Here is a 23,326-nt window from a genome sequence, read left to right on the forward strand (position 1 = left end):
CTATGGATCGTAGACATTTTTTAAAAAATCTCGCCACGGGTGCAGGCGCAGGTGCAATGGCTAGCATGGCAGGTATTCCAAACCTTGCCATGGCCAAAGACTTATCACCCATAATGCAAAACACTGAGTTAAACGGCATTTTGGGCAAGCCACATAAACCGGCTAAAGCAAAACGTGTAATTTATTTGTTTCAGTCTGGCGGGCCTTCTCAGCTTGAAACCTTTGACTACAAACCAGAGCTGACTAAACGTTTTGGTCAAGAATTACCGGCAGAAGTGCGTGGCGACCAAGTATTAACAGGTATGAGTGCACAACAAAGCTCATTTCCAATGGTCGGCAGTATTTTCGACTTTAAGCAACATGGCGAAAGTGGTGCTTGGGTTAGTGACGTATTGCCACATACCGCCAAAATTGTTGATGAGTTATGTATTGTAAAATCAATGCATACAGATGCAATTAACCACGACCCTGCAATCACCTTTTTGCAAACGGGATTCCCAATTGCAGGCCGACCGAGTATTGGTGCTTGGATGAGTTACGCACTGGGCTCAGACAATCCTAACTTACCACCTTTTATTGTAATGGTTTCGAGCAATTCAGGTGGGCAACCTTTATATGCGCGTTTATGGGGGAATGGCTTTTTACCTTCTATTCACCAAGGTGTGCAATTTAGAGGTGGCGCAGAGCCAGTGTTATACCTAAATAACCCACAAGGTGTTTCTAGCGCCAGTCGCCGTGAATTATTTAATCACTTTAAAAAGCTGCAAGATTTACAATACCAACAATGGCAAGACCAAGAAATTCAGTCACGCATGGCGCAATACGACATGGCTGAGCGTATGCAAGCCTCAGTGCCAGATGCCACTGATTTATCTGACGAGCCAGACTGGGTATTTGATATGTACGGGCCAGATGCACGCAAACCCGGTACCTATGCTGCTAACTGTTTATTGGCTCGGCGTTTGGCTGAACGCAACGTTAAATTTATTCAGTTATATCACCAAGGTTGGGATCACCACGCCAACCTCCCGGGTGGTATGAAAGGCAATTGCGCCAAAACCGACCAAGCATCTGCTGCATTGGTCATGGACTTAAAACAACGTGGTTTGTTAGATGATACTTTAGTGGTTTGGGGCGGCGAATTTGGCCGTACCAATTATTCGCAAGGTAAATTAACTCAAGGGAATTATGGCCGCGACCACCACCCAGGCTGTTTTACCATGTGGATGGCTGGTGGCGGGGTTAAACCTGGCGTATATGGTGAAACCGATGAGTTTGGCTACAACATAGTTAAAGACCCAGTGCACGTACACGACTTCCAAGCAACCTTAATGCACTTAATGGGCGTCGACCACGAAAAGCTCACCTACAAATACCAAGGCCGCCGCTTTAGATTAACCGATGTTCATGGGCATATAGTTAAGGATATCTTGGCTTAAAAATCCAGTAAAATTAGGCACTCAAACAATTGAGCGCCTTCTCTTTCGGTGTAAAAGAATCCCCACAAAAGCACTTATCAGCAAAGCAAATGTTGATGGCTCAGGTACGGGTCGAGCTTGAGCCAATTCAGTGATATCAAGTGACAAGGCTACATTAGAAATATAACCATCTTCAGCGGAGTTGTAGTTCCACCTATATCCGGTTCCACCCGCCACAAAGAAGCGACCGTTTTCCCATAATGATGAATAGTAATTTTCTAAATCAAAGGCGTCCCAAGTAAAACTATCTGTAGTTGCAACACCATAATCTATATAACGGTCTACTACTTCAGTATAGGTTGTTTCATAGACGTCTTCTGTTTTATTGCAATAATAACGAGTGCCATTGGGTCGAATACATTGTCCGCCAATTCTCTGCACACCTAGATGTTCAGTTGTTTCAGTTCCTTCAACAACATAATCATTGGTAATTGTCGACTGTGTTTGAGTGTAGTGAGTGTAACCACCTACTCTGATGCTCAAGCGGTCTTTCTCGATTGACTCATAAGTTTTATCTGTCACATCAGTGATAGTTCGATTCCAGCTAGTCCAATAGCGGTGACAGCCGAAAATACCGTTACAGCGCTTTTTTTCTTCTATTGTCCATCCTGAAACATCAGAATAACTATCATCTGATATAAACTCATACTCTTCGCTATCATTAGCATCATCGCTAATCGTCCAAGACAAAGTCAGAGAGTTAAATGAATACTTTGAACTAAAATCACTACCCAAAGCTTTCTTCAGATCAAAGGTATGAGTATAGTAGTTATGCTCTCCGTCAATATAAACTGGGCTTAAATTTTTTGTATCTGTTAGTGTAATAATAGCAGCCTGTGCGTACACAGGTAATATCAAAAGGAATAGTGTCCAGCGTAAACTCTTCATGTTAAAGCTCCATCATCAAGTTATCCAAGGACTAATTTAAACTTGATAAAAAATTGGAAAATAAAATTAATGCGCAAAAGTGTATCAAGTTTGACCACATCCCTTAACTAGCAGAAGTGCTAGTCTATCGTTTACAAACAAGCCTAACGTTGCTGATGCTTGGCGGTTTTACAATATTTGAGACCAGCGAGCACTGTGGTATATTGGCTGTATTTATACGAAAAAGATTAAATAAATTGACCTTGGCCAATTCATGAATCATCAATCAACACTCAATTTTCACCAAGACCTAGAACAACTATTAAAGTCGAAAAGTGAAATAGACAGCAGAAAAATCCTGTTTGACTGTCTAGCCAAGAGAGCTGTAGCTGGATGTACGTTTCTATTTATGCAACGTTCGCCGTATAAACTAATATCATTGGATGAGGTTTGGTCAAATGATTTGTCTGGAGAGCTAGTATCTGTTTCAACTTTTGAGGTTTGCGAAAAGGTTATCCAACATACGCCTAACTGGCTATCTAATTGGATTTCTCGCCGCGAAAATCCAATTAGCTTTGGGCAGGTACTTCGATTTATACCATTTACTGGCAATCGTTTTTTAGAGCACACAGGCGTTGAAAAGGCTAAACCTCTAAAAGATATTTTGTTTATCCCCTCATGTCATGCTGAAACCAATGCGATTCTTATAATAGGACTTCACGAATACCCAAACGAAATCGTAAAACAAGAGCTGATTTCTTTATCTCTGTCTTATATCACCAAATGGCTTGTTGATTTTAAACAAGGAACGTTTTTACAAAACGAGCTCAAGATAAAAAACATCGAACTAACCAAAAGAGAAACCGAGTGCCTGCAATGGCTGATCGCTGGTAAAACCTTGCAAGAAACCGCTACTATACTCAGTATGAGTTATGCAAACGTGCGATACCATGTCAATAAAGCAAAAGATCGCAATGGTTATGCCAATACCAAACAATTAATGGCCCACGCATCAATTGAATTAAAATTGTCGCCGCTAGGACCTGAGAGAAGTTAGCTAATACAGCTAATAATTACCATTGCAGATTCACAATATACTATCGCGCCAACTGAAACTCATTTATATAACTTTGTAATTGCACTGAGCTGTCGCCCAAACTAGAGGTTGACTCTACAGTTGTATTTGCATGTGCTGTTACTTTTTCAGCGTCGTCACGAATGGCTAAAATACGTTGATTAATTTCGTTAGACACACAGGTTTGTTCTTCTGATGCTGTGGCTATTTGCACTGCCATTTGCATAATATTGTCGAGCTCTGCTTTCATAACATCAAAGGCTGACGAGCTTTCAATAACCACTTCAACGGCTTTATGTCCTTCTTGCTGCAACGTAACCATTTTGCTAGAAGCTGCTTCTGCGCCTGCTAATAAAGATTCAATTTGATTACGAATTTGTTCGGTCGACTCTTGGGTGCGCCCAGCCAATGATCTAACTTCGTCGGCCACCACAGAAAACCCTCGACCTTGTTCGCCCGCTCGTGCCGCTTCAATAGCCGCATTGAGTGCTAATAAGTTAATTTGTTCAGCAATGCCTTGAATAACATTGAGTATGCTGCTGATATGGCTGGCTTCTTCATTTAATGCATTCACCACTTCACTGGTTGTGCCTAGCTCATGGGTTAAGCTTTCCATCATTTGGCGGCTCAGTTCGGCTTTTTCAGCACTTTGCACTGAAACTTGATGAGCATTTTCCACAGCTGATGATGTTTGCTGCGCCATAGATGAAACCTCTTCTATGGTAGCTGTCATTTCATTTACGGCAACCGCCACACTGTCGGTTGCTTGTAACTGGCTGGCTGATAAAGTGAGTGACTGATTCATGGCTTCGGCTACTTGGCCGCTAGTGCTATCAATGCTGGTTGCTTGGTTTTTCACCCCAGTAAGTGTGCTATTAAAATTTTCAAGCAAATTATTGAAGGCGAAAACAAGCGCGGCTAATTCATCTTTACCTGTGTACTGAATTTGCCTTTGCATATCTTTGTCTTTAGCGATAATTGAAAACTCACTCACCATAGCTTTAAGTGGTTTGGCTACACTATAAATTATCGCAAACGAAACTAAACATATAACAATAATTAAACCAACAATTAAAACCCATGTATGCATAACCGCATCGTTAGCTTGAGCGACTCGAACTTCTTTTAACTCGGCGATTTTGGTTAGCATAAACTCGGCAACGTCTTGGTAAGATGCAGCTAAGCCTTCCGTATTGGTTTTCCATTCGTCCGCACTAACTTGCCAAGGCTTACCAATTTTGTCAGCGGCATTTCTAATTTTGCGGTAGTTGGCAAAAGCCAATTTATTCTCTTTAGAGTTTTTAAGTTTAGAATTGTAGAAATCTCTCAATTCTTTATCGGCAAACTTTTCAAATTGATATTCAGCCCGCACCAACTGTGCATCTAGGCTAGCAATAGTACCGTATAAGTGTACGAATAGGTTGCTTCCAATTGCTGTATCAACAGCACCACTGATGGCAATAGACAGTTCAATTGAATAAACTAAGCTGCTAAATGCATTAGCTAATTTACCTAATTCTTTATCACTAGTACTTATCTGTAACGACGTATCTAACGAATACAGCAGCGATTTGATCATTCTGCCATATTCTTCTAAAACCCAAATTGGTCGTTTGAATTTTTTTGCAAGCTCAGCGTTTTCACTTTTAAGCCGTTTACTTGCCACCTCTCTAACCAAGGTAAACTGTTCTAGATTAAACAATGCCGCTTTAACTTGCTGAGCGAGTTGAGGTAAACGCTGTAACTTGGCGTCATTTGCTTGGAGGAAGCTAATAAACTTTTGTTGTGATTGAATTGCACGCTTGCGTGCTTGTTCTGCGTCTTGTTTATACTCGCGACCAACTGGATGATCAGGGGTACCAGGGCCTAAATACAGGCGAGTTAATTCTCTTTCTTGCTGTAGATGACTTATAAGTGGTGACACTAGTTGAACAAAGTCGAGGGCAAATTCTACATCTTGCATATTGCTTTGTACTTGTTTTGCTTGATTTAGCCGCTCCATGCAAAGCGTAAGCACAACAATTAACGGAATTAGTACAAGTAAGATAATGCGAGTTTGTATTTTAATATTGTTTAGCCACTTCATTTTTAGTTTGCCTTGTTGTGCTCATCCCTGGGATTTGATGTTTATATATAAATACATGTTTTTATTTAATGCAAAACAACAAAAAAATGGATAACTGAAAATTCAAGTTATCCATACGTTTTGATTCCCGCTTATACTCAAGCTAAATCAGTGAATTAATTCCATACACGGAAGTAATCAACATAATAGAAAGAGCGTTGTTGTGCGGGCTCGTTATCACCCGTTTGCCAGTCGTATACTAAAATATCTAAAATAACTGGCATTTCTTTGTCACCTGGATAACTCGCCGCAGGTACAGAGCTTTTCCATATGGTGCGAACATTTACGCCGTCTACATAAAAGTGAATGCCACCTGGCTCGCGTAAAACACCATATGTGTGCCAATCAGTTACGACCCCATTGTTTGGCATATCAACAGGCGATTCGTAATAGTTAATCTGGTCTTGATTACCGTCTTCTGGTGTCCATACAAAATGGTGAATATTACTTTTGAATTTTTTATGGCTATTCCATGGTTGATATGGAAAATGCTCATATACATCTATTTCAAACTGCTCACCATTGGCTGGATTACGGTTAAAAAACCAAAAACTACTGGCAATATTGTTAGTCGCGGCTTTTGCTCTTACTTCAAAATAGCCATATTTAAAAGTGCGGTCTTTTGACGAGGCAATACCGGTTGAGTGTTTGTCACCTACTTGATTGCCAGGGCGTGCTTCCAATACTAAGTTGCCATTATGTGTGTAGGCAAAATTACCATTGTAGGTAAAGCTATTGTTGCCCAACCAACCCGTTGGGTGAAATCTATTCCATTTACTTGGATCAGGCGTTTGCCAATTGCCTGGCTGATTAAACTCGTCACTCACTGCCGAGTTAAATTGCCAGTTGTGTTGATTTTTAATCCAGTTACCTGTGCCGTCTAACCAAGGTGTTGGATTAGCACTAGCTTGCATTGAACATAGCGACATATATCCAACTGCGGCTAAGCTAGCCAACTTGTTAAATAGTTTTGTGTGACTCATTTTCTTTCCTTTGTGTGGTTTGTGTATTTTTCCAGCTTTGAGTTTAGATATAAACCCCATAGTTAATATGCGACATTTTATTTGAATTGTAAAGTTTAAATTTAAAAAATTAACTTTTTTTTAACGAGGAACTGTTTCGACAAATTCAGATGAACCGAAAATATGGATAACACTTGGGGTAGAAATTGCTGGATAAAAATTTGGCAGGGAATACCTGCCAAATTAAAAAAAATATTAATAACAAATAAAGATAAACCTAAGGTAATGCACAACCTTTGTCATCAACCGTGCTACCAGAAATTGTCGCTGCACATTTGTCATCAAAATTGGCAACGCCGTCTTGATCTTCATCACCCCAAGCATCTAGATCCAAATATCGGATAGAAAATGCTGCCAACGCCAGATAGGTATCAAAACTGGCAATTGCATTGGTTTGCATGCCTGTTTTATAAACATCTTCTTGTGCGGTATAAACAATCGAGAATTTATAAGCCGTATTGGCACCTGCTATTGCATAAACATCTAATGCAGTAGCAATTTTTTCATCTTGGTTGTGAATATCAATTGCACGTTTACCAACTGCTTTGTGTTCAATTTCAGCAAAGTAGTAATCAATTTGATAGGTTGAGCCCGGATTAAGCGCAATTTCGCCAATAAAGTTGTCGTTTTGTAAACCGAGCCAACCAGCATTAGTTTGTTGTTTCTGGTATAAAACATCATCTTCAGTGCCTGATTGAATATAACTATTGCCGGATGCGCCACTGTCAGTTACTTTTTCCCAACCTGTTGGTAGCTCAAGCGATTCAAATTCAATTACGGCCAATCCATCTACTTCTTGAAAAACCTTTTTTGCATTTGGATCTGGGGTTGGCTCAGGTGTCGGCGTGGGTTCTGGCTCAGGAGTTGGCTCTGGTGCTGGCGTTTCAATTTGTTAGCCAACTTTTTCTAAATCACTATTAGTTTCCGAGCCTGAACCACAAGCTGACAGTGCCAGCAGGGCTGCGGCCATACTAGCTAATTTTAAACATTCTATTTTACTAAGCTGCATTGTAATTTCCTTGTTGTTTTGTTGTGTATTCAATTTTTAAACTTTTAGCCAATGCCTATTATTGAATTCCATTGCCTATAAATTGTTTAAACTTTTCTGGACTGCCATTTTCATCACCCAATAACAGATAGAAAACCATGCCAGCATCTGAACAATCTGCCACGCCTTTTGGGTGTTGTCGCATACGCTTATAAATCCATGCAACACTTGGATCTGAGTGGTTTTTCATCCAATCCCACACTGACCAATCATGCTTAGAATTCCACAATAAATTGGCATCCCATTCGCCGTTTTGGTCTTTAATTCTTTTGTATTTGAGCCTATTGCCACTTAACTCGATAGCTTGGCTAAGTGTGTGATGAACCTTGTGCTGCGGGACTGGTTTTTTGTCGAATTTGGGATCACCGCGGCGCAGATGGTTATCGTTATAACCGCTATGAGAAAGCACATATACATGGTTTAAACTTTCAGCTTTGCCTTGCAATAGCACTTGTTTAACCACACGGTAGAAAAACTCACTTGGTCCCATATGAATGTAATAAAGTGGGTTGTTTTCAGTAGAAATAGCAATTTGTTTTACTAAGCTGGATAATGCTTGTTGATACTGCTCGGTTACATCAAAAAAGCGTGTTTGATCAAATTGCCAATAATTAATTGCGCCTTGAACCCCAACTTCCATTTGATTGATAGCGCTGGTGTGTGCTGGCGAGTCAATAAAGTTGTTGTAAGAAAAGTGCACTAAACGGTCTTGTAAATTTAACTTAGCAATTATGGCCAATGCTGCAGGTGTCGCGCCCCAATCGTCTGGATCTGCCGTTGTCCAATAATGTTGTACATCAGGTTGGTTATTTCCGTCAGCGCTAATGGCAATGCGATTATTGTTATATTGCCAGTTGCTGGCATGAACCAAATGAATGCTAAAAATAAAACTTAGTAAGGCAAAAACAAACTTTTTAACTGACATATCAGTAATACTCAAATTAACAAATAACTAACGGAAATTTATCCATTCAAGTAACAAACTGTCTAGGTAACCAAGCGAATTATCAGGTATGATACTGTTAATTTATTTATGAAACGTCCAGATTTAATCAGCAATATGGATAAATTAATGACCTTGCCTGTATCAAAAGAAGTTTTGCTCAATCAACTAAAAAATATTAATAAAAGCAATGTATTAGGCCGTTCGTCTAATCAGTCAAAGCTATTAGCGTTTTTAGTAAATAATGAAATCAACAAAATTGAACAAGGGTCAGATAAACTTTCTCCACCAAAAGAAATTGAAGTCGCCATTGAGGTATTTGGTAAGTCGGCTGATTTTAACGTTGCTGAAGATGCATCGGTGCGTGTACAAATTTCACGGCTTAGAAAAAAGCTAGATGACTATTATCGAAATCAAGGCGCAAACGAACCAGTTCAGTTATCTATCCCCGTTGGTGAATACCGTATTAATGTGCTAAACAGAGAGAACGTCAATAGCAAGAAAACTCAGCTAACCAACAAACTTGGCACTAGTGGCATGGCTTGGTTATGTATTGGTGCTCTGATGCTGTCGATACTGATTCATGCATTTATTCGATTATCACCAACAAACAACATGAACGCGAACACATCTGCAACCAATAAGATTTGGCAAGATTTTACTTTTGCGCAAACCAGCAGCCTGATTGTGCTTGGCATTCAGCCAAACCAAGCGAGTAAAAATCAAATATTGGCACTAAAAAATATCCTGTCGCTGGCGGATCATTTTAGATACACACCAATCAAGTTAGCCAGCGAATTAACCACTAAAGAGCTAAAACAGCAAAACATTATTTATATTGGCCACTTTGAAAACTTGGGCTTATTAAATGGCTTTTTGGCTGGCAAAGGCATAGTGTACCAAGCAGCAAACAACAACTTACTTACACAGCATGCCGCCAAACCATACCCAGCGCCAATCAATACCGAACAACAATACGTCGATTATGGCTTATTTACCAAAATGAAGGGGCCAAGAAACAATAATTTAGTTGTACTCGCGGGTTTTACCGACTCTGCGCTGTTATGGTTAAGTTGGTTTTTAACCCAGAACCAATTAGAAATCGCCCAAAAAGGACAAACTTTTACCTTACCGGATGGTTTAACCAATGCAGATAACTACCAATTATTATTTAAGGTACTCAGCATGAATGGAGCAGATTTAGACGCCGAGTTGATATCGGCGTCTGAGTTAAGCAGTCATTAAGTAAACTATTCGCCGTCGTTGTTCACCCACAAATACATAACGTCGTCTACTATACCATCCAGTTTTGGATTACTGGTGCCCATACTTCTGTTCAATTGCCATACATAGTTATTTAGCCATGTGGTATTTTCATGTTGTACAACACGGTTAGACTCCAATCCACGCATTAAGAAACCTTGTTTTTCTTCTCTAGCATTAAAGATGTTGTTGTCTTGCCATACATTCCAACGCGTACCTTGCGCACCTATATTCGTTTCAGTGCCATTTTCTTGGAAACCACCCGCACCTATAGGTGAGTGTTGTTTCAAGTTAATAATGCCAACATTGTTACGAATAGTATTGTGGTGTGCTTCTATTTCAGTCCAGATTAAAAATCGATTATCCGCACCAATCACAACATTTTTTTCAACTAAATAACGTGCAGAGTGTGAATCTATGTCTATTCCGTCTAGCTTATTGCGAGTAATTAGATTGTTACGAACAAAGGCGACATTGTCAGCTGTATGGCCGCTGCCATGTAAGTGAACGCCTCTAAAATATGAGTTATCAATAAAGTTATTCTTTATGTCTACACGGAAGGTACCTGAAACATAAATAGCATTGACAGCACCAACAATTGTTACCCCATCAACGACAATATCCAACGCATGGTCAAAATGAATACCATTTGTACGAGGGATAACTTGGCCGCCCGAACCTAAAGTACCATCTGCATGCCTAGGTTTTAAATTAGGATCGTACCGCGCCCAATTGCCTTGAGGGTTTGATTGTGCTGAGCTCATTAATACGTTAATTTTGCCACGCTGAGTACCAAAAAATTTCACATTGCTAACACTTGGTTGGTTCTTAAATGAGTCCATTAAAGGTTTGTTTAATTCAACTATATTTTCAGGAACTGCAAAATTTTGTCCCAGTGATGTCCAATCATCTTCATCTAATTGACCTCGGTCATTTACCCAAGCACTTGCTTTGCGTCTAACAGTAAATACCCCATGCATTTTTGAGCCCTTTGGTGTAAATGCTGCACCGCCAACATGGGCTGTATCATTCCCTGTATAGGTCAGTTCACCATCAATCCAAATGGTTTTGTTGCTGCCAATAAAAATCGGCTGGTCAATATTCCAATTGCCTCTAAATACAAAGGTTCGCTCTACGTCGTCTTCTAAATCAGCCCGTGCATTATCCAATTGAACAGGTCCCCAAAGCACAACGATTGGGTTAACACTTCGATTCCATTCATTTGGACCGGTAGCAGGTCTATTGGCTAACGCTGCGGCCGTTGTGCTAACAGCTTCCATTTCAGCAATTTGGTAACCGAAAGTTGAGTTGTTACCCAAGAAGTATTCGGTCGCATTGATTTCATTCCATGGAACGCCAGCTGCAGTGAAGTTATTACGTACTGTATTGCGTTTATTTTCGCTACCTATATTTGGAGCGGGCAATGTTCTAACCCAACCGTCTTCAGCTGTGTTAGAACCATTGGTATCGTGGCGATCTGCCAAATCCCAAAACCAATTACCTGTGGCTGTAAAGGGTTGAGCATGGGCAGTCAGAGTGATACATGATGCTGCGACCAAAGTCGCTGCAATATTTTTTAAGTGTTGTTTCATTTTAAAATCAACCTATTTTGTTGTGTGCTATATGTGTTTTATGTTTTAACTTACGTAGAAATTTAATTAGCAGGTCGATTTCGACCAACTAAAAAAATCGTGGTAAATAAAAGCCAGCCAAATGCGATACCGCCACCACTGGCTGACTCACTCGAAGGTTCTTCAACTAGGTTTTCTGTCATATCTTTTATGGTGATAGTAAGGCTAGTTGGACTAACCACAGTCGCGTTTAGCGCATTTCCTAGGTTAATAACTAAGGTTTCATCACCTTCAACCAACTCATCAGACAAAAGCTCAAAATCTATGCTGGTTGTTTTACCTTTGGAAATTACAATGTCGGCAAGTGACCAATCGTAGTCAGAGCCAGTCGCGCTGCCCGATAGTGTTAAAGGGATCGTAACCGGGTAATTACTAGCGTAATCACTCAACTCAAAGTTGATTTGCAACACCTCTCCTTCATTAGCCGATTGCGGCGCCGACATTTTGACCTCAGGTACTAGACTAGAAGGGTTAACACAATCCTCACCCGGTAACCCATAACAGCCTAAGCCCGTTGGCCCCAATTTAATTTCCCAATCAATACCTGCGCGCCAATTGGCTTGTAGACCGCCTAGCTCATACGCGCCGATATCGGGTTTGCCATCTGTCACGTCTGTAGTGAATAGGTTGATTTCGCGACCTGCATCAACTGGTGCTGAACCTGTTTTTAAACGAAAATCACCATTGTCCGCATCAACAAAAGGTTGTTGATTGGCCGTTAAAGTTAGATTGTTTTGTTTATCTGATTGCGGTTCCCACGCATTGTTGTCTGATAAGTTGTTCCATACTTTTACATTGCTAAACTGGGTGCCTTCTTTATGCCATGCGCCCATCACTGTTTCACCGTTTAACAAGGTGTTGTTGAATATGTTTATATCTTTGCCGTTCCAGTTAATTTGAATATTCGACCACTCAGTATTCCAAATAACATTGTGGTGTACATCAACGCCAGAGGTGTCATTGTCTAAATAAATGCCCGTTGCTTTCTTTTTACTGCCACTAGAATAGGCATCGTGAAACCAGTTATGATGAATTGTACTATTGCGCGGGCCACCCAAGGTATAAAACAAGCCACAGTCGTCAGCAATTAAATTACTATACGAAACATCATTGTAGGCATATTGCGTATTATTATTGACTGATTGAATGGCATCTCGCCCTGCTCGCGTAATGGTATTGCCGATAACTTGAGTACCATCACCACCACGTGCGTTGATTATCGCGTCATAATCACCTAAGTAGTTAAAGTCGTGAATATAGTTATTCACAATTTGGGTATTGGTGCCCGAATCATAAATACCTGAACCGGAGCCAAAACCAATTTCGCTTTTTTCTATGCGGTTGTTTGCGCCCTTAACCATAATGCTTTGGTTGCCTGAATTAAAGCCACGCACAACACCCAAGGTATAATTGCCGTATAAGCTCTTAACACCATAAATAAGGTTGTTTGAAGCATTATCGGTTAACTCAATTGAACCACCAAACACAGCTAAATTTTTAATATGAATGTAGTTTCGTCCGGCCAAGTTAATAGCTTTAGTGCGCTTGCGCATGCTTACTTGGCCATCAGTTGGTTTTGCGCCGCCTGGCAACTGCACAAACAGCTGTTTATTTTTTGAGTCAAAGTACCATTCGTTTTGGTAATCTAGCGCACCTTTTACCCCTTGTAGAAAAAAGTCACCTTTGTCACCAGGTGCATGAAAGGTTCGGATCCAAGCAGGGTTTTTATCTAAATCAAAATACACTCGGGTAGCAGTGCTATCGGTAATAAAAGCTCGCCAAGTTGTCCAACCTGAGCCTGGTTTATCACCATAAAAATACAGTGAGCCACCCTCTTGCCAGTTTACCTGTGGGATGCCTGCGCTGTAGTCTAGATAAGCATTGTTAATTTGCTCAGGCGCACTACCACCTGTGTTACGCAGCGAATTCTGCGTGAATGGATCGCCGTCTATATTGTTTGGCCAACGAGCCAAGTCCATCGCAGTTTCACCCTGCATTACAAAGTTTTGCTGACCTAAGTCCCAATCAACATCCGTGACATAAATGTCGCCAGAGTCTAACCGCCAGTTGTTCAGGGCTTGCATTGCACTGATCACCACTTTTTCACCTTCAATTGCGGTAAAAGTTATAGGGTTATTTTCACTGCCTGAATGACTAGGTGTTAAAGTTTCTTGATAAACCCCACCGCCGATATACACAGTATCACCAGCTACAGCCTCACTTGCTGCTTTACTCAATGTTAAATAAGGGGAAGATTGGCTACCGTTGTTACTATCGTTGCCGGTTTTAGTGACATAAATATCTTTTGCCACCAAGTCGCAAGCAAAAGCCGATAAAGCAATCGCCAACAATGTATTGTGGTATTTTTTTATAGTTGCTTTGTAGTACATATGTGTGTCCATTTTAGTTTGATGTTATTAAAACAACGCCCAAACAAGTTAAATACAAATATATATTTTTATATATGCACAACAAAATAGTTCATCACAAAAATAAATTCAATGTTTTTTGTAGATAAAACTTAAAATTTATATTAACGTTTTGATCCAAAAAAAGATTATAGTAAACATTTAACTAATAACGAGTGAAAAATAGCTATGCTAAAAACTGCCTTAACTACATTATGTGTGCTAGTCATGTTTGCGACTAAGTTACAAGCTCAGGTCATACCCAATATCGAAGGTGAGCAAAAAAAGTGGCACAGCATTACCTTTACATTTGATGGTCCACAAACAAGTGAACAAGCAACAGAAAACCCATTCACCCACTATCGCTTCGACACTGTTTTTACCCATACTAAAACGCAGAAGCAATATAAGATCCCAGGCTTTTTTGCGGCAGATGGTGATGCTGCAAACTCTAGTGCTACGTCTGGAAATAAGTGGCGTGTAATATTTACGCCTGACGAAGTTGGCGAATGGACTTATAAGGTTTCATTCCGAAAAGCGCCTTATATGGCAGTATCTGAGTTGGATTTTAGTGGTTTTTCGGTTGCGCCAATTGACCATTCCTTCGGTAAATTTAACGTTGAAAAAAGCGATAAACGCTACCCTGACTTTCGTCAACGCGGTCGACTGCAATATGTAAATAAACCGTACCTGCGTTTTGCCGAAACGGGTGGGTATTTCATAAAGGCAGGTCCAGATTCCCCTGAAAACTTGTTATCTTACAAAGAGTTTGACGGCACGTTTCACAACGATGGTTACAAGGATCAATTGATAAAGAGCTGGCAAGCACACGAACGAGATTGGCAAAATGGCGATCCAACTTGGCAAAACGGCAAAGGTAAAGGCTTAATTGGTGCACTTAACTATATTTCGGCAAAAGGCATGAACTCCATTTCATTTTTGACCTTAAATATAGTAGGTGATGATCAAAATGTATTTCCGTATATCGACTACAATACATTTGACCGTTTTGACGTTTCAAAGCTTGAGCAATGGAACATTGTCTTTAGCCACGCTCAAAAGCTCGGTCTTTTTTTACATTTTAAAACCCAAGAAGCAGAAAACCAGGGGCTACTCGACAATGGGGGTTTAGGCCTACACAGACAAATTTACTACCGTGAATTAATTGCAAGGTTTGGTCATCATCTCGCGTTAAATTGGAATATGGGTGAAGAAAATGGCAATTGGTATCCAAAACACGAAACCATGCCACAGTCGACAATTCAGCGATTAGCTATGGCCAAATACTTCCATCAAAATGACCCATACAATCACCACATTGTTATTCACAACGGCAACTTTTTCGACGACTTAACAGGTCAAGATAGCTTCTACACGGGCACAAGTTTACAAACAAGCAGACCAGATTTTAGCTCTGTGCACTATATGGTCAAAAAGATCCGAGAATGGCCAGTGAGTAACGGTCGTCCTTTAGCTGTGGCAGTAGATGAACCAGGCGATGCTCAATTTGCACTGCAACCAGACCAACACAACCCAAACCATAATGATGCACGAATGAACGGTTTGTGGGGAGCTTTAACCGCTGGCGCTTGGGGGACTGAATGGTACTTTGGCTACAAGCGCGAACACTCTGATTTAACCGCTGAAGACTGGCGTACTCGCGACAAATTCTGGACACAAGCAAAACACGCGCTCGATTTCTTTAACTTGCTTGAACTAGATTACCAAAATGCACGCAATATGGATGAGGTAGGGGAAAATGCTTGGGTACTTGGTAAACGAGCAGAATATTATATTCTGTACGCCAAAGATGCGTCTAAGCCGTTGTCGATAAAATTGCCTTTTGGCGAAGCTGAATATTCAGTGCGATGGTTTGATCCAAGAAATGGCGGACAGTTGCAAGCCGGCAGCGTAAAAACCATTCGTGTTAATAAACCGCTGAACTACTACTTTCAAACGGACAAACACAACCTAGGCACAGCACCAAATAATGCTAATCAAGATTGGGTGATTGTAGTAACACGACAAAAGATTGAACATAAATTATCGGCTATCCAACATTTTACCAATAGACAGAATCAAACTGTGCCTTACTACCAACATCAGGGAAGAAATGCACTAGCAATTAATGCAGGCAATGTTGAATACCGTAATAAATATGCCTTTGCAGACTACACAGTCACCTCAGAGCATGCAGGTATATATAACTTAACTCTGGTCACTCTGGCCGAAATAGACGGTGAATCAAACTACCAAGTACAATTGAATGGCGAAAATATTGGACAATTTACCAATCCTGAAACCCTAGTGGACTATCAGGAAATATATTTCAATATAGGTCCTATCGAGCTTAAACCAGGCGATGTGCTAACCATAGGCTCGATGGCTGTAACCAATGGAAAAATTCCAGAGAATGACGAAACAGCCTATGCTCGTGGACGTTGGAGCCGCTTATTGTTAGGCTCTTAAGCGACAAACGCTAGGGGTTTAAAGCGCTTTAAGCCCCTCGCCCCCTAAACCTCACTTTATTAACAACTACTTTACATTACGTATTATCCGTGCAATTATAAATCACATACGAACACGAAGATTTATATTTAGATCAGATAATAAGTAATGTTAAAAAAACAATCCTTTGCGTCGATTGCTCTGGCTATCGCTGCAAGCTTAAATTTAATCGCTTGTGGCGGCGGTAGCAACACAACTGCCGAGACACAACCAGACCAAGCCAAAAACAACAGTACACCCAAACATGATGGCAACATAATCCATACGTTTGCCGAAACGGATGCGGACTTTACCGTTGATTTGTTAGCAGGAACAAGCGATAGCGATGGCGACACCTTAACTGTGACTCATTTGACCGCCGACAATAATAATCCCAACATTGGAATTCAGATATCTGGCAACAAAATTACCATTTCGCCAAAAGCTTTTATTGATGGTTTAAATGACGGCGATAGCCAAAGCATTAAATATACTTTTAACGTCAGTGATGGTCACACAACCGTAGCAAGAAGCCTGCAAGTTACTATTACTGGTATTTCGCCCATCGTAACCCCCTCGCCCCCACCTAGCGTAGTTAAAATAACAACGTCACTGAATACCCACCAATATTACGAGGATTCAGGTGTATTAGCGCGAGAGAAATTTATCAACATGCATGACACCTTTTCTTCTAGTTATCCGGAAAATGTCATCAAAATGTATACTGAAGATTTTCGTTTAGGCCAAGGTCGTCAGTTTTGGTCACCTATTGATGTTGCAAAACAGATTGAAGGTGAAAGTAAATATCCTGCTACCAGTGTTGCCGAGCAACAGGGCCCAAGTGAAGTCAGTAAATATCATGCTCATCCACATAGCAAATATGCTGGTGGCTCTAACCGAATTGTGGTGACATCACACCCAAAAAATAGCATGAGTGTTGGCAATGACCCTGTTGAAGGTGCTCGCTGGGCTGCCGACTACTTTGAACATTATTATGATGATGTTTCAAGGCCGCTAATTTATGAGCCAATGAACGAACCTTTTGTCCACGCTTGGGAATACAAAGCCCAGTACAACAATAGTGATGACGACACACGTCGTCATATGACCAAGTGGTTCAAAGAAATAGGTAAAGCGGTTGACGAGCGCCCTGCTCTTAAAAACTTAAATGTTGTCGGTTTTTCATCTGCTTGGCCATCACTAGAATTACCATTTAACACAGGTGAATATTTTGCTCACTGGGAAAGCAGACAAAAAATGTTTATGGACAACGCAGGTCCTTATATGGATGGCTTTGCAGTGCATCTGTATGATGGCATAAACATTATTGATGACAGTGTTCCAGACAATCAAAGCGAAACGCGTCGAAGTGGCTCAAATGCACAAGCGATATTAGACTTAATTGAAACCTACTCACATTACAAATGGGATATAGTCAAACCGCATGCTATTACCGAATATGGCAACATTGTTGACCGCGCCGAAGGTGAGCTTGCTTACGATGAAACGGTAAACAGCCAAACGGTGCGCTCATTTAACAATATTATGTTGGAGTTATTGGCACGAGAAGATCGTATTTTAACTTCAATTCCATTTATTGGCGGGTACACAGCATGGTACTGGCAGAATCCGAATGAAGGGAACGGCCACCCGTACGTACCTGCAATGTGGCGACCTGATCCAGATAAAATTCAGTTAAATAGCTCGACCAATCGTTGGGAGTTTAAAAACCCAAGCGACCCAGACAATTATTTGCTCAATATAAATCATCTTTTCTTTGAATTTTGGAAAGATGTTGAAGGACACCGTATTGAAGTATCTTCACCTGATCCTGATATTCAAACAGCAGCTTACGTAAATGGTGACAAAGCATACGTCATAGTCAACAATTTAGATGACGCTGCGGTAGATATTGAATTAGATGTTAAAGCCATTACCGGTTTAAATTTTGATTCTGTGGAGCTTGAGCGCTTAACCGTACCTTTTGATGCGCCTGCAACACATACATCTACAGATTTGGCGGTAAGCGGAGCAATTAACGGCCAAAGCAATGATAAATTAGCGATAAAATTGGCAATTGGCGAAACAGTTAAATTTACTATTGATGTAGACAAAGCTTTACCAATAGATCATACACTGCAACGCAAGTCATATTACTCGGATGACCATTTACTAAAAATTGTTGCTAACCAAGCGCTCACCTTCAATATCAACAATGTTGATATTGCCACTACTGAAGTCAGCCGTGCCTCTGCAATGTTACGCATGGGTATTGGACGTGCACATACAGGTAGTTTAAAACCAACTTTAACTATGAATGGTACACAGGTAGAAGTTCCGAGTGATTGGGCTGGTTATGATCAGAAAAACCGTAAAGATGGCTTTTTTGGCTCGATTGATATTCCTGTGCCCTACAATTTAATTAAGGCTAACAATCAGATTAAAGTTACCTTCCCAGACAACGGCGGCAAAGTCAGCTCAATGATTTTAGAAGTAAGCAACAAAATCGACAATGTTGTTGTGACCAATGTAACGATTGATGCCGACCAAACCATTAAAGCGGGTCAGACTTACCAAGCGAGTGCGAGTTTAACCCCAACTCATGCACCTAACTTAAGTGTTACATGGTCAAGTGACAATGAAGCAACAGCAACGGTTAGCAACAATGGTTTAATTACTGCTGTTGCGCAAGGTAGCGCAAATATTACCGCAACGGCGAGCAATGGTTTAAGTGCCAGTTTAACTGTCACTGTGCCAGCGGCTGACCCTAACTATCTTGCTGAGGCTGCAAAAAATCCTGATTTTGAAACTGGATCGTATGTTCCATGGGGGACCTATTGGCAAACCCAACCTTCAAGTAAATTTGACGTCACAGCCGATGCAAAAAAAGACGGCAGTTATGGTTTGCATGTGCAAATTAGCGACGACTCTTCACACAATGGCATAAGTTTAAGCAAGCATGATACACCGCAAGTATTTGGAGAAAACCAAGGGCGCAAATTTCAACTGAGTTTTGATATAAAACTAAATAGTGCGGTAGGTAGCGCGGTAAACATGAAATTTTTTATGGTGCCACGAAACGACAGCACGAATAAAGATGAGTGGGTCTCACGCATTGAAAAAGGTTTTGCTGTAACCAATACAACCGAATGGCAAACCATTATAGTTGATTTTGACGAAGCAAATTGGGGAGAACATTTAGCTCGATTAGAACTGTATTTTGTTGCTGGTTCGGGTGCAATTAATGCGTATATAGACAATGTTTCAATTAAAGAATTGATATAGTTTCCCGTTCAAAAGAGTCTCTGGTAAGGATTAGATTTCAGAGACTCTTTTTAAGCCCTATCTACTCTGCTATTTTCTGCCACACTCTAACGTATTTAACTCGATATTCTTGATCTAACCTGTTGTCATCTGGCATAGCGTTAAACCATTTGTTCGATTCATTATTTAGGTTAATAGCCAATGCTTGATGCCAATGGGTGTTTTCAATTTCTCTAAACATGTACCCGTCTATATAAAAGCGGATGACCTCTGGCGTCCATTCTAAACCCCACACGTGATAATCATTTTGCAACTCGTGTGGAAAGAAGTATTTTTTAGGTTTGGCAAAGTGTTTTTTCATATTGCCTTTATCTTCTGGTGCTCTAAATACATGAACATTACTATTTAAGGTATTGCGCTGGCCGTCTACACATGGGCAGTTTTCTGCAATATCAATTTCAGTCCACCAATCTTTTCCAGCAAAAGTTAACCAGAAGCCAGATACCCAAGGTGCATCCATCAACTTAGCTTCCGATTCAAAATAGCCATATAAAACACGCTCTTTGCTTTTTAAAAAGCCAGCTGTATACGTATAGCCTTCAGGTAATTTCATGTTGCCATGTTGGTTAATTTTAAATATCGCTTCGCCATCTTTAAAACTAACATTGCTGTTGTCGAAATATGTTGGTGGGCGGCCTTTCCAATAAGGATTATTTTCAAACCAGCGGTTAGTATTTAAACTAGTACCGTCAAACTCGTCGGTTACGTCAGTTCTTAATTGCCAATTGCCTTTATTTTGTTGATCAGACAATGGAAAGCTGTTGTTTTGGCGAGTAACAAACTGATCGTCAGGGATATTGGCACTAAAACCTGCTGGCGGAATGGTTAAAGAAATAGGCGCGGTGGAGATAGTCGGTAAACTCTCAATTGCTCTGATATTTATTTCACGATAATAGACTTCAGCTCCTTCAGATTGAATTTGCAATTGGCCGGAGATGAGAGGCAAACCATCTACACCTTTAAAATCTTCCACTGCCATAACCTGCACACCATTAACAACAAATAGTGCTTTGTCACCTAGTACGTACAGGTCTACTTTATTCCATTGTCCGTGTGGTGCTTCAGCGTCGGTGTGCGCGTGGCTATAACCAGTAATTTTATGTTTAAAAGTGCCTTCTGGGTCATACTTGTTTTCATTATGCTTGGCTGTTGCGCTAGCTGTTTTAATTACACCGGAAACACCTGCAAGTGGAATGTAGTCACCAAAATCAGTGTCTTGAATTTGCATTTCTTGGCAGGCTTTCCATGTACGCCAAAATGCGCCGTGTTCGCCTTGGCAGTGAAATAAAATACCACTGTCACGCTTGTCGGTTAGCCTAGGTGCCCAAGTTTTATCACCCCATTTAACTTCCATTGTTAAATGATAATTTTGATAATGAGCCTTTGACGTTAACCCACCAAAAATCTCACCGGTTATTTTTAGCACTGGGCTACCGTGTTGTTCTATTACTTGAAAGACATTTTTAAGATTATTATTTAAACCAACCGCTTGTTTGGCATCACCATGTTTGTATAAATTATCTTGAGTATATGTACCTTCGGGTAAACCGGTAACACTTGAATGTGGTACACCTAACCAAATGTCCCACTTGCTTAATTCTTTATCTAATAATGGCTGCCATTTAGATGACAATTCGGTTGGCGCATGAGTGTTTTTTGCAGAGGCTTGCTGTGAGGTTGCTGTGGTTTGCATGTTAGCGAGTTGGCAGGCACTTAGGCCTGCCACTAAAGCTACAGCAATAATTTTTTTATATGTTTTCACTATTATTATCCTAATGTAAATTGGTTAAATTTTCCTCGGGACTCAATTTACCATAAAAAGATTCTGAATTTACATATAAAATGCAGGATTTATTTGCCTGATTGGTTAGATTTTTTCTTTACAAATTCAGCACTGTCATTTTTACCTCTAAAGCCAAAACGTGCAATGTAGTTATCCCCTTGCAACCAGCTTTTTCCTGGTGGGATTACATATTCGTGATACAAACCCCAACTCAAAGCTGATGTAGGTGAGCTATCATCAGCTAGTTCTTCGACCAAACCTAGCGCGTCTGGTACGGCATCAATTACCGCCATAATCTCAAAATTAATTCCGTCTTTTGCGTATTGGATGGTTTCTTTTTCGGGGCCATCTTTGCAAGAAATCATTGCAATGCCGCCGTTATAGTGCCAAACCGCAAGTTCGTGACCACTGTGAGTAATAGGGTTATAAGGCGATTTTACATACGGTCCTTCTGGTTTGTCGGCAATAGCAACACCCCAACGAATTTCGCGTCCGCCCATAGTGGTTTTTTCGCCTTTGCGTTCGCCTTTGTAATACAGGTAAAACTTATTGTTGAAATACATTAAGGTTGGATCATGTACTTTGTGGCTGTCCCATTCGCCTTGCGATTTAATTAAAAAGCGGTTGTCTTCATCGCCTAACCATTCACCTGTATCACTTGGCGACAATATTGGTTTATCTAATTTGCGCCAAGGGCCATTTGGACTGTCAGCTATTGCCATACCAACATGGTTATACGAGCGATTTAAATAGGGTGCTTTTATGGTTTGGTAAACCAAATAATATTTGCCTTGGTGCTGCAAAATTTCAGGGGTAAATACAGACCTGTCATCATATGTACCCTTTTCTCCTCGACCAACTGCAATGCCCTGTTCATCCCAATGCCAACCGTCTTTGGAGGTTGCATACCAAATTTCTGATTTATCCCATGGAAATACTTTTAACTCAGGATCGCCCGTACCAAAGCCATGGCCTGGGCCAATTGTTTTGGTATACCAGGTGTAATAAAGCCCATTAATTGACAATACTTTACTAGCGTCTCGACGAATAACACCAGGCTCGTATGCAAAATCGCCCGTTAATGGGCGTTTGTAAAACACGCCAAACCAGTCTGCATTTTTATGGTAATTACGCTCAAGTGCCCGCTTTGACGCAGCACTCATGTAGTTTGGGTCTTTAATGCCCAAATAATCTAGATCGGCTTGGGAGTAGGTAATTGGCGCAGTCTGATCATTCAAGCTAGCTGTATCTTTAGATGATTGGCAGGCAACCAACAACAATACTAATGAATATTTATACCACTGCTTATGGATATTCAGCATCTATTTTTAACCCTTAAAACATTAAAATGTATACAACAACCTTTATTTATATTTAAACATATAAATTTAAATGGTGGTAGGTGTGAAATGTGATTGAGTAAATTAGTTGAGTTGTGGTGTTTTCGATTGGTTAGGGGGGAATTAGTCTGCATAAACATCAAATGTAAGATTCAAACCTAAGGTACTTAGCCTTTTGATAGAGGTGGGGTGATTCATTTGTCATTTTTCACCTCAGTGAGTTATTCCACTCACTTAATGAGGTGTCCAAAACTATTGGATCAGATCATCTGCAGGCGTTCCGCTCAGAATTGGCATTTCAATATCCAACTGAGCTATCATTCAATACTCAATCAATCAAAAATTTAGTCGGTATTGATTTTTACGATGGCTGTTTATAATTTTTTTGATTAATTGCCATTCTCCTCGTCTTCATCAATTATCGAGAATGCTTTTAGCAATTCAATAACTCCAAACACCAACATTGTGAATGACCCTAGGCCGAAGATCACTATACCCGAATAGAAACGACCTATGACTGGATCATAGTATT

The 23,326-nt window shown here is 40.4% G+C and carries 14 protein-coding genes; 5 read left to right on the plus strand and 9 right to left on the minus strand.

Annotated elements, in window-relative coordinates:
• The first annotated feature begins 2 nt into the window (after positions 1-2).
• Positions 3-1,439 (plus strand): DUF1501 domain-containing protein, encoded by a 1,437-nt coding sequence (locus tag DS2_RS13895; RefSeq protein ID WP_035015428.1) that lies wholly within the window; start codon positions 3-5, stop codon positions 1,437-1,439.
• Between the two features lie 21 nt (positions 1,440-1,460).
• Here DS2_RS13895 and DS2_RS13900 read toward each other — a convergent pair whose 3' ends face one another.
• Complete coding sequence (locus DS2_RS13900) at positions 1,461-2,366, minus strand: PEP-CTERM sorting domain-containing protein (protein WP_035015429.1); 906 nt, start codon at positions 2,364-2,366, stop codon at positions 1,461-1,463.
• A gap of 253 nt (positions 2,367-2,619) precedes the next feature.
• Between DS2_RS13900 and DS2_RS13905 the strand changes: the two genes are divergently transcribed.
• Positions 2,620-3,402: a helix-turn-helix transcriptional regulator gene (locus DS2_RS13905; protein ID WP_081754279.1), complete on the plus strand. Its 783-nt coding sequence runs from the start codon at positions 2,620-2,622 to the stop codon at positions 3,400-3,402.
• 40 nt (positions 3,403-3,442) lie between these two features.
• Here the strand turns inward: DS2_RS13905 and DS2_RS13910 are convergent, their stop codons facing one another.
• From DS2_RS13910 to DS2_RS13925, 4 genes are all read right to left on the minus strand, one after another.
• Complete coding sequence (locus tag DS2_RS13910; RefSeq protein WP_035015431.1) at positions 3,443-5,506, minus strand: methyl-accepting chemotaxis protein; 2,064 nt, start codon at positions 5,504-5,506, stop codon at positions 3,443-3,445.
• Between the two features lie 155 nt (positions 5,507-5,661).
• Positions 5,662-6,528, minus strand: a complete 867-nt coding sequence (locus DS2_RS13915; protein ID WP_235188613.1) for a family 16 glycosylhydrolase — start codon at positions 6,526-6,528, stop codon at positions 5,662-5,664.
• A gap of 256 nt (positions 6,529-6,784) precedes the next feature.
• Positions 6,785-7,351 (minus strand): malectin domain-containing carbohydrate-binding protein, encoded by a 567-nt coding sequence (locus DS2_RS13920; protein WP_035015432.1) that lies wholly within the window; start codon positions 7,349-7,351, stop codon positions 6,785-6,787.
• 283 nt (positions 7,352-7,634) lie between these two features.
• On the minus strand, positions 7,635-8,540 hold the full coding sequence (locus tag DS2_RS13925; protein ID WP_035015445.1) for a hypothetical protein: 906 nt from the start codon (positions 8,538-8,540) through the stop codon (positions 7,635-7,637).
• A 108-nt stretch (positions 8,541-8,648) separates the two neighbouring features.
• Between DS2_RS13925 and DS2_RS13930 the strand changes: the two genes are divergently transcribed.
• A complete protein-coding gene (locus DS2_RS13930) occupies positions 8,649-9,803 on the plus strand; it encodes a helix-turn-helix domain-containing protein (protein ID WP_035015433.1) in 1,155 nt (384 codons plus the stop codon).
• Positions 9,804-9,808: 5 nt separating this feature from the next.
• Here the strand turns inward: DS2_RS13930 and DS2_RS13935 are convergent, their stop codons facing one another.
• Positions 9,809-11,413 (minus strand): right-handed parallel beta-helix repeat-containing protein, encoded by a 1,605-nt coding sequence (locus tag DS2_RS13935; RefSeq protein WP_035015434.1) that lies wholly within the window; start codon positions 11,411-11,413, stop codon positions 9,809-9,811.
• Between the two features lie 62 nt (positions 11,414-11,475).
• Positions 11,476-13,842, minus strand: coding sequence for a right-handed parallel beta-helix repeat-containing protein (locus DS2_RS13940; RefSeq protein ID WP_152537611.1), 2,367 nt, complete (start codon positions 13,840-13,842; stop codon positions 11,476-11,478).
• A 207-nt stretch (positions 13,843-14,049) separates the two neighbouring features.
• Here DS2_RS13940 and DS2_RS13945 point away from each other — a divergent pair, with 207 nt between their 5' ends.
• Together DS2_RS13945 and DS2_RS19990 are read left to right on the plus strand one after the other, a co-directional pair.
• A complete protein-coding gene (locus DS2_RS13945) occupies positions 14,050-16,329 on the plus strand; it encodes a DUF5060 domain-containing protein (RefSeq protein WP_235188614.1) in 2,280 nt (759 codons plus the stop codon).
• Between the two features lie 147 nt (positions 16,330-16,476).
• The gene (locus tag DS2_RS19990; protein ID WP_051479890.1) at positions 16,477-19,632 is read left to right on the plus strand and encodes an Ig-like domain-containing protein; all 3,156 of its coding nucleotides are present in this window, start codon (positions 16,477-16,479) and stop codon (positions 19,630-19,632) included.
• 61 nt (positions 19,633-19,693) lie between these two features.
• On the opposite strand, the gene DS2_RS20885 is transcribed toward DS2_RS19990, so the two are convergent.
• Together DS2_RS20885 and DS2_RS13965 are read right to left on the minus strand one after the other, a co-directional pair.
• Positions 19,694-21,433 carry a family 16 glycoside hydrolase gene (locus DS2_RS20885; RefSeq protein ID WP_235188615.1) on the minus strand — a complete coding sequence of 580 codons (1,740 nt, stop codon included), beginning with the start codon at positions 21,431-21,433 and terminating at the stop codon, positions 19,694-19,696.
• 89 nt (positions 21,434-21,522) lie between these two features.
• Positions 21,523-22,617 carry a glycoside hydrolase family 117 protein gene (locus DS2_RS13965; RefSeq protein WP_051479893.1) on the minus strand — a complete coding sequence of 365 codons (1,095 nt, stop codon included), beginning with the start codon at positions 22,615-22,617 and terminating at the stop codon, positions 21,523-21,525.
• Between the last annotated feature and the right edge of the window lie 709 nt (positions 22,618-23,326).

The sequence above is a fragment of the Catenovulum agarivorans DS-2 genome, from assembly GCF_000568405.1.
GTDB classification, from domain to species: domain Bacteria; phylum Pseudomonadota; class Gammaproteobacteria; order Enterobacterales; family Alteromonadaceae; genus Catenovulum; species Catenovulum agarivorans_A.